The 14,321-nt window shown below is 64.8% G+C and carries 18 protein-coding genes; 10 read left to right on the forward strand and 8 right to left on the reverse strand.

What is annotated here, in order from left to right; all coding sequences use genetic code 11:
- Window positions 1–5: 5 nt before the first annotated feature.
- The 7 genes from ACE3OO_RS01890 to ACE3OO_RS01920 all read left to right on the forward strand — a co-directional run bounded on the left by ACE3OO_RS01890 (window position 6) and on the right by ACE3OO_RS01920 (window position 5,266).
- A complete protein-coding gene (locus ACE3OO_RS01890; RefSeq protein ID WP_374299150.1) occupies window positions 6–1,154 on the forward strand; it encodes a branched-chain amino acid ABC transporter permease in 1,149 nt (382 codons plus the stop codon).
- Window positions 1,147–1,899, forward strand: coding sequence for an ABC transporter ATP-binding protein (locus ACE3OO_RS01895; protein WP_374299152.1), 753 nt, complete (start codon window positions 1,147–1,149; stop codon window positions 1,897–1,899). The genes ACE3OO_RS01890 and ACE3OO_RS01895 overlap by 8 nt, the downstream gene beginning before the upstream one ends.
- A 10-nt stretch (window positions 1,900–1,909) precedes the next feature.
- The gene (locus ACE3OO_RS01900; RefSeq protein ID WP_374304647.1) at window positions 1,910–2,611 is read left to right on the forward strand and encodes an ABC transporter ATP-binding protein; all 702 of its coding nucleotides are present in this window, start codon (window positions 1,910–1,912) and stop codon (window positions 2,609–2,611) included.
- Between the two features lie 104 nt (window positions 2,612–2,715).
- Window positions 2,716–3,780, forward strand: a complete 1,065-nt coding sequence (locus ACE3OO_RS01905; protein ID WP_374299154.1) for a GGDEF domain-containing protein — start codon at window positions 2,716–2,718, stop codon at window positions 3,778–3,780.
- A 42-nt stretch (window positions 3,781–3,822) separates the two neighbouring features.
- The gene (locus ACE3OO_RS01910) at window positions 3,823–4,614 is read left to right on the forward strand and encodes an enoyl-CoA hydratase-related protein (RefSeq protein WP_374299156.1); all 792 of its coding nucleotides are present in this window, start codon (window positions 3,823–3,825) and stop codon (window positions 4,612–4,614) included.
- Window positions 4,611–5,054 carry a hydroxyphenylacetyl-CoA thioesterase PaaI gene (gene paaI / locus ACE3OO_RS01915; protein ID WP_374299158.1) on the forward strand — a complete coding sequence of 148 codons (444 nt, stop codon included), beginning with the start codon at window positions 4,611–4,613 and terminating at the stop codon, window positions 5,052–5,054. The genes ACE3OO_RS01910 and paaI overlap by 4 nt, the downstream gene beginning before the upstream one ends.
- Window positions 5,055–5,056: 2 nt before the next feature.
- Entirely contained in the window at window positions 5,057–5,266 is a 210-nt protein-coding gene (locus ACE3OO_RS01920) for a DUF2783 domain-containing protein (RefSeq protein ID WP_374299160.1), read from the forward strand.
- A gap of 49 nt (window positions 5,267–5,315) precedes the next feature.
- Here the strand turns inward: ACE3OO_RS01920 and ACE3OO_RS01925 are convergent, their stop codons facing one another.
- A complete protein-coding gene (locus tag ACE3OO_RS01925; protein WP_374299162.1) occupies window positions 5,316–5,699 on the reverse strand; it encodes a TfoX/Sxy family protein in 384 nt (127 codons plus the stop codon).
- A 94-nt stretch (window positions 5,700–5,793) separates the two neighbouring features.
- On the opposite strand from ACE3OO_RS01925, the gene crcB reads away from it, so the two are divergent.
- Window positions 5,794–6,204: a fluoride efflux transporter CrcB gene (crcB, locus tag ACE3OO_RS01930; RefSeq protein WP_374299163.1), complete on the forward strand. Its 411-nt coding sequence runs from the start codon at window positions 5,794–5,796 to the stop codon at window positions 6,202–6,204.
- Between the two features lie 4 nt (window positions 6,205–6,208).
- On the opposite strand, the gene ACE3OO_RS01935 is transcribed toward crcB, so the two are convergent.
- A complete protein-coding gene (locus ACE3OO_RS01935) occupies window positions 6,209–7,060 on the reverse strand; it encodes a ferredoxin--NADP reductase (RefSeq protein ID WP_374299165.1) in 852 nt (283 codons plus the stop codon).
- A 264-nt stretch (window positions 7,061–7,324) separates the two neighbouring features.
- On the opposite strand from ACE3OO_RS01935, the gene ACE3OO_RS01940 reads away from it, so the two are divergent.
- Entirely contained in the window at window positions 7,325–7,825 is a 501-nt protein-coding gene (locus ACE3OO_RS01940; RefSeq protein ID WP_374299167.1) for a PaaI family thioesterase, read from the forward strand.
- Here ACE3OO_RS01940 and ACE3OO_RS01945 read toward each other — a convergent pair.
- The 5 genes from ACE3OO_RS01945 to ACE3OO_RS01965 all read right to left on the reverse strand — a co-directional run bounded on the left by ACE3OO_RS01945 (window position 7,812) and on the right by ACE3OO_RS01965 (window position 13,075).
- Window positions 7,812–8,615, reverse strand: a complete 804-nt coding sequence (locus ACE3OO_RS01945; protein WP_374299169.1) for a hypothetical protein — start codon at window positions 8,613–8,615, stop codon at window positions 7,812–7,814. The two genes, ACE3OO_RS01940 and ACE3OO_RS01945, sit on opposite strands and share 14 nt — an antisense overlap.
- Window positions 8,616–8,646: 31 nt before the next feature.
- Window positions 8,647–9,450, reverse strand: coding sequence for a hypothetical protein (locus tag ACE3OO_RS01950; RefSeq protein WP_374299171.1), 804 nt, complete (start codon window positions 9,448–9,450; stop codon window positions 8,647–8,649).
- Window positions 9,451–9,570: 120 nt separating this feature from the next.
- A complete protein-coding gene (locus tag ACE3OO_RS01955; RefSeq protein ID WP_374299173.1) occupies window positions 9,571–10,287 on the reverse strand; it encodes a ribonuclease activity regulator RraA in 717 nt (238 codons plus the stop codon).
- Between the two features lie 15 nt (window positions 10,288–10,302).
- A complete protein-coding gene (gene araD / locus ACE3OO_RS01960; RefSeq protein WP_374299175.1) occupies window positions 10,303–12,042 on the reverse strand; it encodes an L-arabinonate dehydratase in 1,740 nt (579 codons plus the stop codon).
- A 58-nt stretch (window positions 12,043–12,100) separates the two neighbouring features.
- On the reverse strand, window positions 12,101–13,075 hold the full coding sequence (locus tag ACE3OO_RS01965; protein ID WP_374299177.1) for a Bug family tripartite tricarboxylate transporter substrate binding protein: 975 nt from the start codon (window positions 13,073–13,075) through the stop codon (window positions 12,101–12,103).
- Between the two features lie 182 nt (window positions 13,076–13,257).
- Here ACE3OO_RS01965 and ACE3OO_RS01970 point away from each other — a divergent pair, with 182 nt between their 5' ends.
- A complete protein-coding gene (locus tag ACE3OO_RS01970) occupies window positions 13,258–13,956 on the forward strand; it encodes a GntR family transcriptional regulator (protein WP_374299179.1) in 699 nt (232 codons plus the stop codon).
- A 12-nt stretch (window positions 13,957–13,968) separates the two neighbouring features.
- On the opposite strand, the gene ACE3OO_RS01975 is transcribed toward ACE3OO_RS01970, so the two are convergent.
- Entirely contained in the window at window positions 13,969–14,295 is a 327-nt protein-coding gene (locus tag ACE3OO_RS01975) for a ferredoxin family 2Fe-2S iron-sulfur cluster binding protein (protein ID WP_374299181.1), read from the reverse strand.
- Window positions 14,296–14,321: the final 26 nt, after the last annotated feature.

Below are 14,321 nucleotides of genomic sequence, written 5' to 3' on the forward strand. Positions count from 1 at the left end.
GTTTCGTGTCCGCCGTTTCCACACCCGCCAGTTCCGCCGGTACCGCGCGCATCAGCACCGTCACCGGTCTTGCCCTGCTTGGTTTCCTCGCCCTCGTGCCGATTCTGGCCGATGTCTTCGACGATCCCTTCCTGCTGACGCTGTTCACCCGCATCGTCATCATGTCGATCGCCGCCGTCAGCCTGAACCTGATCCTGGGTTATGGCGGCCTCGTCAGTTTCGGCCATGCCGCCTATATCGGCATCGGCGGCTACACTGTCGGCATCCTCGCCTTCCATGGCGTGCACGCCGCCTGGATCCAGTGGCCTCTGGCGGTGATCATCTCCGGCCTGGTCGCCGCGATCATCGGCCTGCTGTCGCTGCGCACCAAGGGCATCTTCTTCATCATGATCACGCTGGCGCTGGCCCAGCTCGTCTACTATCTGGGCAACGGCGCCTTCGCCTATGGCGGCGACGACGGTCTGACGATCATGAAGCGCTCGGATTTCGGCGGCCTGATCAACCTCGATGACCGGCCCAGCTTCTACTGGCTGTGCTGGGTGCTGCTCGCCGCGACCCTCTTCCTGTGCCAGCGCGTGGTGAATTCACGCTTCGGCCTGGTGCTGCAGGGCGCCAAGTCGAACGACCGCCGCATGGCCACCATCGGCTTTCCGGTTTTCCGCTATCGCCTCACCGCCTTCATCCTCGCCGGCATGGCCTGCGGTCTGGCCGGCGTGCTGACCGCCACCTTCACCAACTTCATCAGCCCCGCGATGATGCACTGGAGCCGCTCGGGCGACCTGATCGTGATGGTGGTGCTGGGCGGCATGGGCACCCTGTTCGGCCCGCTGTTCGGCACCGTCAGCTTCCTGCTGCTCGAGGAAATCCTCTCCGGCTGGACCGAATACTGGAAGATCGTGTTCGGCCCGATCCTGGTGCTGGTGGTGATCTTCGCCCGTGGCGGCATCGATGGCGCGATCAGCCGCGGCCAGAGCGGCGCGCTGCTGGCCGGCATCGCCGCTTTCTTCCTGATCTATGGCGTGCACATGGTCTACGAGGATGCCTGGCTCGTACCCACCCTGATCCTGGCCGGCGCCTTCGCCCTGGCCGGCTTCGCCTGGTGGCATTACCGGCGCAGACGCGGCGATAGCATGACGGGAGGCGACCATGCTTGAACCGGTTCTGCAGGCATCCAATCTGGTCAAACGCTTCGGCGGCCTCACCGCCACCGATGACCTCTCGCTCGATATCCGCGAGGGTGAGATCCATGCCGTGATCGGCCCCAACGGCGCCGGCAAGACCACCATGATCGGCCAGCTGATCGGTGAGCTGCGTCCCGATGCCGGCAGCATCCGCTTCATGGGGCGCGACATCACCCATCTGCCGGTGCACAAGCGCTCGCATCTGGGGATCGCGCGCTCGTTCCAGATCACCTCGATCTTCCTGAATTTCACGGCGCTGGACAACGTCGCGCTCGCCGTGCAGGCCCATGACGGCCATTCCTTCCGCTTCTGGGCCGATGCTCGCCGTGATGTGCGCCTGCGCGACCCGGCCATGGATGCCCTGAAGCAGGTTGGCCTGGCCCACCGCGCCGACGTGGTGGCCAGCGCGTTGAGCCATGGCGAACACCGCCAGCTCGAAATCGCCATGGCGCTGGCGACCAAGCCGAAACTGCTGCTGCTCGACGAGCCGATGGCCGGCATGGGACCGGAGGATTCCGCCCGCATGGTCACCATGCTGCAGGGCATCAAGGGCAGCGTCACCATGCTGCTGATTGAACATGACATGGATGCCGTGTTCGCCCTGGCCGACCGCATCACCGTGCTGGTCTACGGCCATGGCATCGCCACCGGCACCCCCGACGAGATCCGGCGCAACGAACAGGTGCGCCAGGCCTATCTCGGCGACGAAGCGGAGTAATGCGATGAGCCTGCTGGACGTCGACTCGATCGACACCTTCTACGGCCGCAGCCAGGTGCTGTTCGGCATGAGCATTGCCATCGCCCCGGGCGAGGTGGTCACGCTGATGGGCCGCAACGGCATGGGCAAGACCACCACCATCCGCTCGATCATGGGCCTGACTCCGGCCGCGCGCGGGAAGATTCGCTTCCGCGGCCAAGATATCCGCGAGCTGCCATCCTATCGGGTCGCCAAGGTCGGCGTCGGCCTGGTGCCGGAAGGCCGGCAGATTTTCCCCAACCTGTCGGTGAAAGAGAATCTGATCGCCACCGCCGCCAACCGCAACGACAGCAAGACCCCCTGGACCTACGAGCGCGTCGTCGAACTGTTTCCCCGTCTCGCGGAGCGCGCGAATAACATGGGGAACCAATTGTCGGGTGGCGAGCAGCAGATGCTGGCCGTCGGTCGCGCCCTGATGACCAACCCTCACCTGCTGATCCTTGATGAAGCCACCGAGGGGCTGGCCCCGCTGATCCGGCTGGAAATCTGGAACTGTCTGGAACGGTTGAAACAAACCGGACAGTCGATCCTGGTTGTGGATAAGAATGTCGAGGCGCTGACCCGCCTTGCCAACCGGCATTACGTGATCGAGAAAGGCCGCGTGGTCTGGCAGGGCGATTCCGCGGCCCTGCGCGCCGCCCCGGACATCCAGCACCGCTATCTCGGCATTTAGTCGGAAATACTTTCGAATCCCATTGCCAGCCGCCCCCGCCGGTCCCACAGTATGGGCCGGCGGCGTAACGATCCGGGAAGGGTCGCCGCCGGCAGGGGAGCAGGATGTATCACGACGATCTGCATCAGGCGGCTGAATTCGCCCACGCGGCGGTGGCCAGTATGACGCGGTTCTCGATTCCGCCGACCCCGATCAATTTCACCATCTGGTACGAATACCATGCCGGCCGCGACCCGGCCCTGAGCCGCGCCATCGACGGGCTGCTGGCGTCCAAGACGCCGTTCACGCCCGATACCACGCTGCAGCTCTACGAGGAATTCCTCAATCCCGCACGCATGCTGCGCGCCTCGCGCGAAACCACCGAGAAGCTGCAGGAGGCGATGGACGAACTGCGCGTCTTCGTCGGTGCGGCCGAGGTGGATACCCGCACCTATGGCGACAAGCTGGAGCATTTCTCCGACCGGCTCGACGCGCATGGCAACGGCCCTGCCTTCGGCTCGCTGGTCGGCGCCATGCTGCAGGAAACCCGCGCCATGCAGCAGCGCAACCAGTCGCTGGAAGATCGCCTGGCCGAAACCACGGCCGAGGTGCAGCAGCTGCGCGAGCATTTCGAGCAGGCCCGCCGCGAAGCGCTGTCTGACAGCCTCACCGGCCTGGCCAACCGCAAGAATTTCGAGCAGACGCTCACCCTCTTCGCCAAGGCCTCGGTCGACAACAACGAGCCGCTGGCCCTGATGCTGCTCGATATCGACCATTTCAAGCTGTTCAACGACCGCCATGGGCACCAGACCGGCGACACCGTGCTGCAACTCGTCGCCCGCACGCTCAGCGACAATGTGAAGGGCCAGGATCTGGCCGCGCGTTACGGTGGCGAGGAATTCGCCCTGCTGCTGCCCCGTACCCGGGCCGACCAGGCCGTGAAACTGGGCGACAACATCCGCGCCCTGATCGCGGCACGCAAACTGGTGAAGCGCAATTCCGGCGACGAACTGGGCCGCATCACCATCTCGGCCGGCGTCGCCGAATACCGCACCGGCGAGGCGCTCAGCGCTTTCGTGCAGCGCGCCGACGCCGCGCTGTATGGCGCCAAACGGGCGGGCCGCAACCGTGTGGTTGCCGCAACGGAAGCCACTGCGGCCAACCTGACCGAGACTGTTCTACCCTCCTGAAAAATCGGCTAGCGTATTCGCCATACAAGGGAGCGAAACGTTATGGCCTACAATACCCTGCTGGTCGACAAAGCGGATGGCGTCGCCACGATCACGCTGAACCGTCCCGACCGCCTGAATGCGCTGAACACCGAAATCATGGTCGAGATGCTGGCCGCCATCGAGGAGATCGATGCCGACAGCGCGATCCGCTGCCTGCTGATCACCGGCGCGGGCCGCGGCTTCTGCTCCGGCGCCGATCTCGCCAGCGGCGACCTGACGAAAGACGGCGGCATGCCGGATCTCGGCAAGGCCCTGCACAACAACTACCACCCGGTGATCCGCAAGCTGGCCGCCCTGCGCATGCCCATCGTCTGCGCCGTGAACGGCCCGGCCGCCGGCGCCGGCATGAGTCTGGCCCTGACCGGCGACATCGTGATCGCCGGCCAGTCGGCCAGCTTCCTGCAGGCCTTCGCCAATATCGGCCTGGTGCCCGATGCCGGCAGCACGTATTTCCTGCCCCGCCTCGTCGGCTCGGCCCGCGCCCAGGGCCTGACCATGCTGGGCGAACCCCTGCCGGCCAGCACGGCCGCCGAATGGGGCATGATCTGGAAATGCGTCGACGATTCCGCCCTGATGGACGAGGCGCGCAAGGTGGCCACCAAATTCGCCAGGGGGCCGACGGTTGGCCTCGGCCTGATCCGCCAGCTGATGCAGCAATCGTGGAATGCCTCGCTCGACAGCCAGCTCGAGGCCGAGCGTTCGGCCCAGCGCGTCGCCGGCCGCAGCCGCGACTTCGTCGAAGGTGTGATGGCCTTCCTGCAGAAACGCCCCGCCAAGTTCACGGGTCAGTGACCTTGGACGCCCAGGAGATTGCCGAGCGCATCGGCAAAGTCGCGTCCCAACGCGACCTGGCCGCGCAACGGCTCGGCATCGAATTGCTGGAAATGGGCCCGGGCCGCTGCCGCCTGCGCATGACGGTGCAGCCCGACATGGTGAACAGTCATGGCACCTGCCATGGCGGCGTGATCTTCACGCTGGCCGATTCCGCCTTCGGCTATGCCTGCAATTCCTTCAACCGCAACGCCGTGGCGCAGCAATGCGACATCACCTATCTGCGCCCGGTGCTGCCCGGCACGGTGCTGACGGCGACGGCCGAGTTGCGCGAAAGTGCGGGCCGCAGCGCGGTCTACGACATGGCCGTTCAGGATGCGGAGGGCAACACGGTCGCGCTGTTCCGCGGCCTGGCCCGCACAATCAAGGGCGAAACCATTCCCGGACTGGAGGGAGCCTGACCATGGCGAAACTCAACACCGATCCCAACCTGGCCGATGCCGACGCCTTCTACGCGGCGCTGGTGAAAATGACCGACGGCATGGACGACGCCACCGCGCAGAAGACCATGGCCAAACTGACGCTGCTGCTGGCGAACCATATCGGCGATGCCGCCGTGCTGACCGAGGCAATGGCGCTGGCGTGCGGCAACGGGCAAAGCAAGGCGGCCTGAAACAACGCCCGCCCCTCTTACCGCTAGCAGCGGTGAACTCTCTTGCCGCCTAACGGCGCCGCGCAGCGCCCAGTGTGATCCGGCGCGAGGGCGGCGGAGTGGCGGCTTTCTGGGCCTTGGCGATGGTCAATGCCCGCTTCGCCCAGGCCACAGCCTCCTCCTGGTCATCCACCAGACCGGCCGGCATTTGCCAATAGCTGGTACGCACAGGCTTGCCCTTGCCCTCATAGGTGAAGGGGCCGCAACCGCGCGCCAGGAAATCCTGGCTGCTCTCGGCATCGGCCTTGAGATAGATCGCGTCATCATAGACCAGCCCGAACATCACCCCCCGGCAATACAGGCCGGCCCCGCCGAACATGCGGCGGGCGCTGATGCCGCCCAGCGGGGCGAACAGGTCCTGGACGAATTCGGTGAAGTCGGGATTCGCGGGCATGGCGCGCAGACTAGCCAAGCCTGCGGCGGCGGCCAAGCGCGCTTTGACGCCTGCGACAAAAATCGCTAGCGTCGCCCGAAATGGCCAGTTTGACATGACCGCCTATCTCTATATCGCCGCCGGCGGCGCGCTGGGCAGCGTCGCCCGCTACTGGATGGCCGGTGCCATCGACGGGCGCCTCAATGCGGGATTTCCCCATATGGCTTTTCCCTGGGGCACCGTGCTGGTCAATATCGCCGGCTCGTTCGCCATCGGCATCTTCGCCGCCATGGCGGCCGGTGAAAGCCGCTGGGGCCTGAGCGATTCTGCCCGCCTCTTCCTGATGGTGGGCATCTGCGGCGGCTTCACGACGTTTTCCAGCTTCAGCCTGCAGACGCTCGGCCTGCTGCGCGAGGGCCTGCTGCTGCGGGCCGGCGGCAACGTGGCGGTATCGGTGCTGGTCTGCCTGGCCGCCACCTGGGCCGGCGCGGCGCTGATGCAGGCGCTCGGCCGCGGCGGTTCGTAAAGCCTTACTGCTCGACGAAGGCCTTCTCGATCACGTATTCGCCGGCGCCGGTGGTCGAACCTTCCTGCCAGCCCAGACCGTCCAGCATCGACCGCATGTCGGCCAGCATGCCGGGGCTGCCGCACAGCATGATGCGGTCGGTGGCCTTGTTCAGCGGCGGCAGGCCAAGATCGGTGAACAGCTTGCCCGACGAAATCAGGTCGGTGACGCGGCCCTGGTTGCGATAGGCCTCGCGGGTCACGGTCGGGTAATAAACCAGCTTCTTCTTCACCTCTTCGCCGAAGAATTCATTCTCCGGCAGTTCCTTGAGGATGAAGTCCTCATAGGCCAGTTCGCCCACCGTGCGCACGCCATGCACCAGCACGATCTTCTCAAAGCGCTCGTAGGCATCCGGGTCCTTGATCACCGACATGAAGGGCGCCAGGCCCGTGCCGGTGGAGAGCAGATAGAGCGTCTTGCCCGGCGTCAGGTTGTCCTGCAGCAGGGTGCCGGTTGCCTTCTTGCCGACGATGATGCGATCACCCACCTTGATATGCTGCAGCCGCGAGGTCAGCGGACCGTCCGGCACTTTGATCGAGAGGAATTCCAGGAATTCCTCGTAATTGGCGCTCACCATCGAATAGGCGCGCAGCAGCGGCTTGTTGTCGACGATCAGGCCGATCATGGCGAACTGGCCGTTGATGAAGCGGAAGCTGGGGTCGCGCGTCGTCTTGAAGGTGAACAGCGTGTCGGTCCAGTGATGGACAAACGTCACCGTCTCCTCACGCAGGTTGCCGCCGGGCTTGAGCAGCGGATGCGAGGGCGCCGCATCGGAGGCAGGATTGGCGGCGACGGCGGCAGTGGCAGGTGACGTCATGGCTCGGCTCGGTATTTGGCTGGGGCAGCGCGGGAATACAGCAAGGCTGACCGGAACTCACGGCCTAAATCATATGTGTACATATAATATGATTCCGTCGCCTTGAACAGCCTGATATTTACTTTCCCCACCCGGAATCAAGCATTGATGTCAATCAACACAGTGGCCCTGTTTATTGTCCGGACCGGGCAACGCGACGCTGCTGCCATGATGCTGTCAGCAGGGCTGGCCTAGTGTCTGGTTCTCACCAGATCGGGCCCCACAATGACCGCCACCCTCACCGCCTCCCCAAGCAGTGCCTCCCCAGACACCGCCTCCCCGATCTCCGCACCCACCGCGCTCGACCGCATCCCGATGCCGCCCTCTGCCGCCCTGCTCGGCTGGCACATGCTGGATCACGATGCCGAACGCGGCTGGGTGCGCGTCGGCTTTCAGGCCCGGCCCGAGTTCCGCAATCCGGCCGGCTTCGTCCAGGGCGGAATGCTGGCCGCCATGCTGGACGACACGATGGGGCCGGCCATCTGGCTCAAGACCGATGGCGCATTGTTCAGCACCACCATCGACCTGACGATCAGCTTTCTCAACCCGGCCAATCCCGGCCTGCTGATCGGCGAGGCCAGCGTGGTGCAGCATGGCCGCACCATCGCCTTCCTCGAAGGCCGCCTCAGCGATGTCCAGGGCCGCCTGCTCTGCCGCGCCACCGCCAGCGCGCGGCTGGTGCCGGCCGGCAGGATCACCGACACTTCACCGGTCAGTGCGGCGTAGCCTTCATCCGTTCGATGCTGCCATGCAGGCGTTGAAACGGATCAGGCCCGATCTGCACCGCGCCGCGATAGGGATGGTCGAATGACACGATCAGGAAAATGACCAGACCGAATGCGGTCGCCACCAGGCTGGTGGCGACCATATGAAAACCGCGATGCGGCGCGCCGAAGATCCAGCAGAAGCCAAGGGAAATCAGCCCGCCCAGCAATTGCACGACCCAGATGCTGGGATTCAACGCCTCATCGGCCGCCAGCAGGCGTTTCTTCCGTGCTTCATAGGCATCGTGCAGGCGGCTGAGCATTTCCTGCAACAACGCCGCCGACTTGGCATCGTTGGGCAGGGATTTCGCCAGCAACTCAGCGACCTCTTCCAGCAGCATTGCGCCATTCTCGCTGACCGGCCGGCCGGCCGCCATGGCCGGCCACTCCTCGCCGACCACCGTTTCGACATACAGTTCCAGCCGCCGCCCCACCTCGTCGCCGGGCCATGATTCCAACAGCCGGCTTGACCGGTAGAGATTGGCGATCTGCGACGCCTCGTCTACCGCGACCTCGCCGGCATTGTTGTAATTCTCCCACGCGGCGACCGCGATAAAAGCGAGCAGCACGGCGTAAATGATACCGACGGTGGAGGCCATATAGATGGTGGCATCCCGGTTCTCATCCCGCAGCCGGGCCGGCACCAGCCGGAAGATCAGCACCTGCCCGGCCAGTCCCAGCAGGGTAAAGAACCCGACCACCACCGGCCCCACGATATATCCCGGATGACCATAGAAGAAATCAGCCAGCATGGATCTGCCCTCGCCCGGTATGTTCGACCGATCAGCGCAAGGTCGCCTTCATTCGCTCGATATCGCCCAGCACCATGATGAATTCGTCGGGCCTGATCTGCACCGCGCCGCGAAATGGCAGGTCGAAGGACACGATCAAAAACATCACCAGCCCGAATGTGGCGGCCACGAGGCTGCTGACGAAGAGATGGAAGCCGCGATGCGGCGTGCCGAAGATCCAGCAGAACAGCATCGAGATCAGGCCGCCAAACAGCACCACGACCCATACGCTGGGTTCCAGTTCCTCTTCGGCGGCCAGCAGACGGTCGCGCCGGGCATCGTAGAGGTCATTCAGGCGGGTCAGCATTTCCTGCATCAAGGCGACGGATTTCGGATCCGACGGCGTGTCCGCCATCATCACACCTGCCACCTGCTCCAGCAGGATCCAGCCCTTGTTGCCGATCATGCCGCCAGAGGCCATCGCCGGCCATTCTTCCTCGATGACGGTGCGCACATACTGCTCCATCAGCCGGTCCATGGCCTCGCTGACGTCGGGATCGAGCATGCGGCTGTCGCGGTAGAGATCGCCCAGTTCGGCGGCCTCCTTGCGCGCCACCTCGCCGGCCTTGTTGAAGCTTTCCCAGGCCGCGACGGCGATGAAGGCCAGCAACACGGCATAAATGACGCCGACGATCGAAGCCATGTAGACCGTGGCGTCCTTGTTCTCGAGCCGCAACTGCGCCGGCACCAGCCGGAACGCCGCCAACTGCCCGGTAATGCCGACCAGGATGAAAAAGCCGACCACCACCGGGCCGACAATGAAACTTGGATAGCCGTACAGGAATTCGTTCAGCATATGCCTGCCCTTCCCCTTTGCGGTTGCAGCAACAGGCATCTGTGCGGACCACCATGGCCCTTCAAGTTCGGCTAGCGCGCTTTCCCTTCCGGCATATAACGGCCGTGCGGCATAGCCGCCTCAGCGGCCCTTCAGTTTGCGCCACGCCTCGAAATCCACCTTGGTCTGCGGATCGGTGGCGGGATAGAGGCCGCGGATCGAGCGGCCGGCCAGCACCTGCTCGGTGACGAAATCCTCGAATGCCGTCATCTCGACGGCCTCGGTGGCGATCTCGTCGGCGATCTCGGCCGGGATCACCATCACGCCATCGGCATCGCCCACGATCACGTCGCCGGGAAACACCGGCGCATCGCCGCAGCCGATCGGCACGTTGATGTCGATGGCCTGATGCAGCGTCAGGTTCGTCGGCGCCGAGGGCCGGCTGTGGAAGGCGGGAATCCGGAGTTGCGCGATTTCGCCGGAATCGCGGAAGCCGCCATCGGTGACCACGCCGGCCACGCCGCGCACCATCAGGCGCGAGACCAGGATCGAGCCGGCCGAGGCCGCGCGGGCATCCTTGCGGCTATCCATCACCAGCACGGCACCGGGCGGGCAGATCTCCACCGCCTTGCGTTGCGGATGTTCAGGATTCTGGAACACGGTGATCGGGTTGAGGTCCTCGCGGGCGGGCATGTAGCGCAGGGTGAAAGCCTCGCCCACCATGGTTGGCAGCGACGGATTGAGCGGCTTCACATCCTGGATGAACTGGTTGCGCAGGCCGCGTTTGTAGAGCGCGGTGGCCAGCGTGGCGGTGCTGACGGTCTTCAGCTTGTCACGGGTTTCGGGCTTCAGGGGCATGTCGTCTGATCCTGCTCAGAAAATGTCGGGTTCGCGCACCGGCGCGCCGAAGGCGGTTTCGAGGAAATCAAAATCGCAGCCCTGGTCGGCCTGTTTGATATGCTTGGAAAACATCCAGCCATAGCCGCGTTCGTAGCGCGGTTCGGGCTGTTTCCATTCGGCTCGGCGTCTGGCCAGCTCGGCCTCGGGCACATCGAGCGAGATGCTGCGCTTGTCCACATCGATGCTGATGATATCGCCATTACGCACCAGACAAAGCGGCCCGCCGATATAGGATTCCGGCGCCACATGCAGGATGCAGGCGCCATAGCTGGTGCCGCTCATGCGCGCATCGGAAATGCGCACCATGTCGCGCACGCCCTGCTTCACCAGCTTCTTCGGGATCGGCAGCATGCCCCATTCCGGCATGCCGGGGCCGCCCAATGGGCCCGCGTTACGCAGGATCAGCACATGGTCGGCGGTGACATCGAGGCTCTCGTCCTCCACCGCCTTCTTCATCGACGGATAATCGTCGAAGACCAGCGCCGGACCGGAATGCTTGAGGAAACGCGGCTCGCAGGCGCTGGGCTTGATCACGCAGCCGTCGGGCGCGAGATTGCCTTTCAGCACCGCCAGCGCCCCCTCGGCATAGATCGGATCGTCCACACTGCGGATCACGTCGTCGTTGTAGACCTGGGCATGGGCGATGTTCTCGGCGAGCGTTTCGCCCGTCACCGTCACGGCATCGAGATGCAGATGCGGTTTGATGCGTCCCATCAGGGCCGGCAGGCCGCCGGCATAGAAGAAATCCTCCATCAGGTAGGCCTCGCCCGAGGGCCGGATATTGGCGATCACCGGCACCTTGCGCGAGGCGATCTCGAAATCCTCCAGGCTGATATCCTGCCCGGCGCGGCGGGCCATGGCGATCAGGTGGATGATGGCATTGGTGGAGCAGCCCATAGCCATGGCCACGGCAATGGCATTCTCGTAGGCCTTGCGGGTCTGGATCTTCTGCGGCGTCAGGTCTTCCCACACCATCTCGACGATGCGGCGGCCGCACTCGCTGCTCATGCGGATGTGGTTGGCATCGGCGGCGGGAATGGACGACGCGCCCGGCAGGGTCATGCCGATGGCTTCGGTGATCGCCATCATGGTGGCGGCCGTGCCCATGGTCATGCAGGTGCCATAGCTGCGGGCGATGCCGGCCTCGATGTCGTTCCAGTCGCGGTCGGAGATGTTGCCGGCACGGCGTTCATCCCAGAATTTCCAGGCATCCGAGCCCGAGCCGAGGATCTTGCCCTTCCAGTTGCCGCGCAGCATGGGGCCGGCCGGCAGGTAGATCATCGGCAGGCCGGCGCTGGTGGCGCCCATCATCAGGCCGGGCGTGGACTTGTCGCAGCCGCCCATCAGCACCACGCCATCCACTGGATGGGAGCGGATCAGTTCCTCGGTCTCCATCGCCAGCATGTTGCGATAGAGCATGGTGGTTGGCTTAACGAAGCTTTCCGACACCGAGATGGCGGGCAGTTCGATGGGCAGGCCGCCGGCCTGCAGCACACCGCGCTTCACGTCTTCCACGCGATGCTTGAAATGGGCGTGGCAGGGGTTGATGTCGGACCAGGTGTTGACGATGGCGATCAGCGGCTTGCCGGTCCATTCGATGGAGGCATAGCCCATCTGCATGATGCGCGAGCGGTGACCGAAGCTGCGCAGGTCGTCGGGCGCGAACCAGCGCGCTGAGCGTAGTTGATCGGGGGTCTTCTTTTTGTCTGCCATTATCCCTACTCAGCAAATGCAGGCGGCAGGATCACCCGCCGCCTGCGATTCCTGTTGCTTATTCGGCGGCGATCTTGCCGGTTTCGATCACGCTCTTCCAGCGGGCAATTTCGGCGGCGAGGAAGCTTTCGAATTCCTTGCCGGTATTGGCCACCACGTCGAAGCCGATGTCGTTGAACTTGGCCGTGCTGTCGGCTGTTTTCAGGCCGGCGATGATCTGGCTTTCCAGCTTGGCCCGCACATCTGCCGGCAGGCCCTTGGGGGCGGCGGCGGCCTGCCAGGAATAGACATCAACGCCCTTCACGCCTGCTTCCGCCATGGTCGGCACGTCAGGTAGCACCGCGGTACGCTTCTCGGCGGTAACGGCCAGCGCCTTCAGCTTGCCGGCCTTCACATGGTTGGCGATGGCGCCCAGATTCTGGAACGAGACATTGGCATGGCCGCCGATCAGGTCGGTAATCGCCGGCGCACCACCCTTATAGGGTACATGCACGCCGGTCACGCCGGTCTTCTGCATGAACAGGGCCGCGGTCAGGTGATCGGACGAGCCAGTGCCAGACGAGGCGAACGACACCTTGTCAGGGTTCTGTTTCATATAGGCGATCAATTCGGCGACGCTGTTGGCCGGAAAGCCGGGATGGGCGACCAGCACGTTGGGCGTGCGCACGGCAACGCTGAGCAGATCGAAATCCTTCAGCGGATCGTATTTCAGATCCTTGAACAGGGCCGGATTGATGGCGTAGACGCCGATCGAACCGACCAGCAGGGTGTAGCCATCGGGCTTGGCCTGCTTGACCAGCCCGGCGCCGAGCGAGCCGTTGGCCCCGGCGCGGTTGTCGATGATCACGGTCTGGCCGATGGTCTCGCCCAGCTTGGCGGCGATCTGGCGGCCGGTGATGTCGGAGGCGCCGCCGGCGGGGAACGGCACGACGATAGTGATGGTGCGGTCGGGGTAGCCGGCGGCCAGCACGGCGGGCGCGGCGGCGAATATGGCGGCGGCCAGGGCAGCCGCCAGGATACGGATGGGTTTCATGGGGTTCCTCCTCGGTCTTGTTATACCCGCATTGAAACACTAATGCATTAGTGCGTCAATTCGGGTGGCGTGCTAGAACATGCCAGAAAAGTGGCCTGCCCCCTTCGCGCGCCGGCGACGGCTTTGCCTTCCCGCCCGGGCCGCGGACGGGTTAAACAGGAGAACCTTGAGACAGGGAATCGATGGGCAGCTTCACCTCCAGCCTGCAGCCGACCCGCGACCGCACCCGCCATGCGGCGCCGCAGGTGTTCGAGCAGCTGCGCGAGGCGATCATCAGCCTGGAGCTGGCGCCGGGCACGGTGCTGTCGCGGCAGGAGCTGCAGCTGCAGTTTGGACTGAGCTCCACCCCGATCCGCGACGCGCTGATGAAGCTGGCCGAGGAATCCCTGGTCGACATCTTCCCCCAGCACGCCACCATGGTGAGCAGGATCGACCTGGACCATGCCCGCCAGGCCGCCTTCCTGCGCCGCTCTATCGAGGTGGAGGCGGCCCATGACCTGGCCAGCCAGCCAGATCCCGAGCTGGTCGCGCGGCTGCGGCAGAATCTGAAGCTGCAGAGGGCTTTTGCCGAAGCCGGCGACCTGGCGCAGTTCAGCGCCACCGACCGCGCCATGCACCGCATGATGTATGACGCCGCGGGCGTGCCCGATCTGTGGACGGTCATGCAGCGGCGCAACGGCCATATCGAACGGCTGCGCCGCCTGCACCTGCCGATGAAGGGCAAGGTGGACCAGACGATCCGGGATCATGCCGCCATCGTGGAAGCCATCGCCGCCGGCGATCCGGCCACCGCCTGCCGGGAGGTGCGCGACCACCTGTCGCGGTCGCTGGCCTTCAGCGCCGAAATCCGCGCCCGCTTCCCGGGCTACTTCAAGGACTGAGGGGCCGCGCCCTCACATCATGTTGCGGGTGGCGGTCGGCAGGCTGACCACCAGGCCGTCCAGCGCCGGGGTCATGATAAGCTGGCAGCCCAGCCGCGAGGTCTTGGTCAGGCCGAAGGCGAGGTCGAGCATGTCTTCCTCGTCGGGCTTGGCGCCGGGCAGCTTGCCGTACCAGGCCGGATCGACGATCACGTGACAGGTGGAGCAGGCCAGCGAGCCCTCGCAGGCGCCCTCGATATCGATGCCGTGCTTGTGGGCGATCTCCAGGACCGACAGGCCGACCGGCGCCTCGACCTCGACGCGCTTTCCGTCCGGCTGGATGAAGGTCATTTTCGGCATCAGGGACTCCGTGACTGGGGCGGGCG

It is taken from the genome of Ferrovibrio sp. (genome assembly GCF_041906005.1).
GTDB lineage: Bacteria > Pseudomonadota > Alphaproteobacteria > Ferrovibrionales > Ferrovibrionaceae > Ferrovibrio.

Excerpts from the sequence above, each read along its gene's own strand:
- ACE3OO_RS01895 (WP_374299152.1), top strand. The coding sequence starts at position 1,147 with ATGCTTGAACCGGTTCTGCAGGCATCCAATCTGGTCAAACGCTTCGGC.
- ACE3OO_RS01950 (WP_374299171.1), bottom strand. The coding sequence starts at position 9,450 with ATGCTGAACGAATTCCTGTACGGCTATCCAAGTTTCATTGTCGGCCCG.
- ACE3OO_RS01910 (WP_374299156.1), top strand. The coding sequence starts at position 3,823 with ATGGCCTACAATACCCTGCTGGTCGACAAAGCGGATGGCGTCGCCACG.
- crcB (WP_374299163.1), top strand. The coding sequence starts at position 5,794 with ATGACCGCCTATCTCTATATCGCCGCCGGCGGCGCGCTGGGCAGCGTC.
- ACE3OO_RS01940 (WP_374299167.1), top strand. The coding sequence starts at position 7,325 with ATGACCGCCACCCTCACCGCCTCCCCAAGCAGTGCCTCCCCAGACACC.
- ACE3OO_RS01920 (WP_374299160.1), top strand. The coding sequence starts at position 5,057 with ATGGCGAAACTCAACACCGATCCCAACCTGGCCGATGCCGACGCCTTC.
- ACE3OO_RS01965 (WP_374299177.1), bottom strand. The coding sequence starts at position 13,075 with ATGAAACCCATCCGTATCCTGGCGGCTGCCCTGGCCGCCGCCATATTC.
- ACE3OO_RS01945 (WP_374299169.1), bottom strand. The coding sequence starts at position 8,615 with ATGCTGGCTGATTTCTTCTATGGTCATCCGGGATATATCGTGGGGCCG.
- araD (WP_374299175.1), bottom strand. The coding sequence starts at position 12,042 with ATGGCAGACAAAAAGAAGACCCCCGATCAACTACGCTCAGCGCGCTGG.
- ACE3OO_RS01905 (WP_374299154.1), top strand. The coding sequence starts at position 2,716 with ATGTATCACGACGATCTGCATCAGGCGGCTGAATTCGCCCACGCGGCG.
- ACE3OO_RS01955 (WP_374299173.1), bottom strand. The coding sequence starts at position 10,287 with ATGCCCCTGAAGCCCGAAACCCGTGACAAGCTGAAGACCGTCAGCACC.
- ACE3OO_RS01925 (WP_374299162.1), bottom strand. The coding sequence starts at position 5,699 with ATGCCCGCGAATCCCGACTTCACCGAATTCGTCCAGGACCTGTTCGCC.
- ACE3OO_RS01935 (WP_374299165.1), bottom strand. The coding sequence starts at position 7,060 with ATGACGTCACCTGCCACTGCCGCCGTCGCCGCCAATCCTGCCTCCGAT.
- ACE3OO_RS01975 (WP_374299181.1), bottom strand. The coding sequence starts at position 14,295 with ATGCCGAAAATGACCTTCATCCAGCCGGACGGAAAGCGCGTCGAGGTC.
- ACE3OO_RS01970 (WP_374299179.1), top strand. The coding sequence starts at position 13,258 with ATGGGCAGCTTCACCTCCAGCCTGCAGCCGACCCGCGACCGCACCCGC.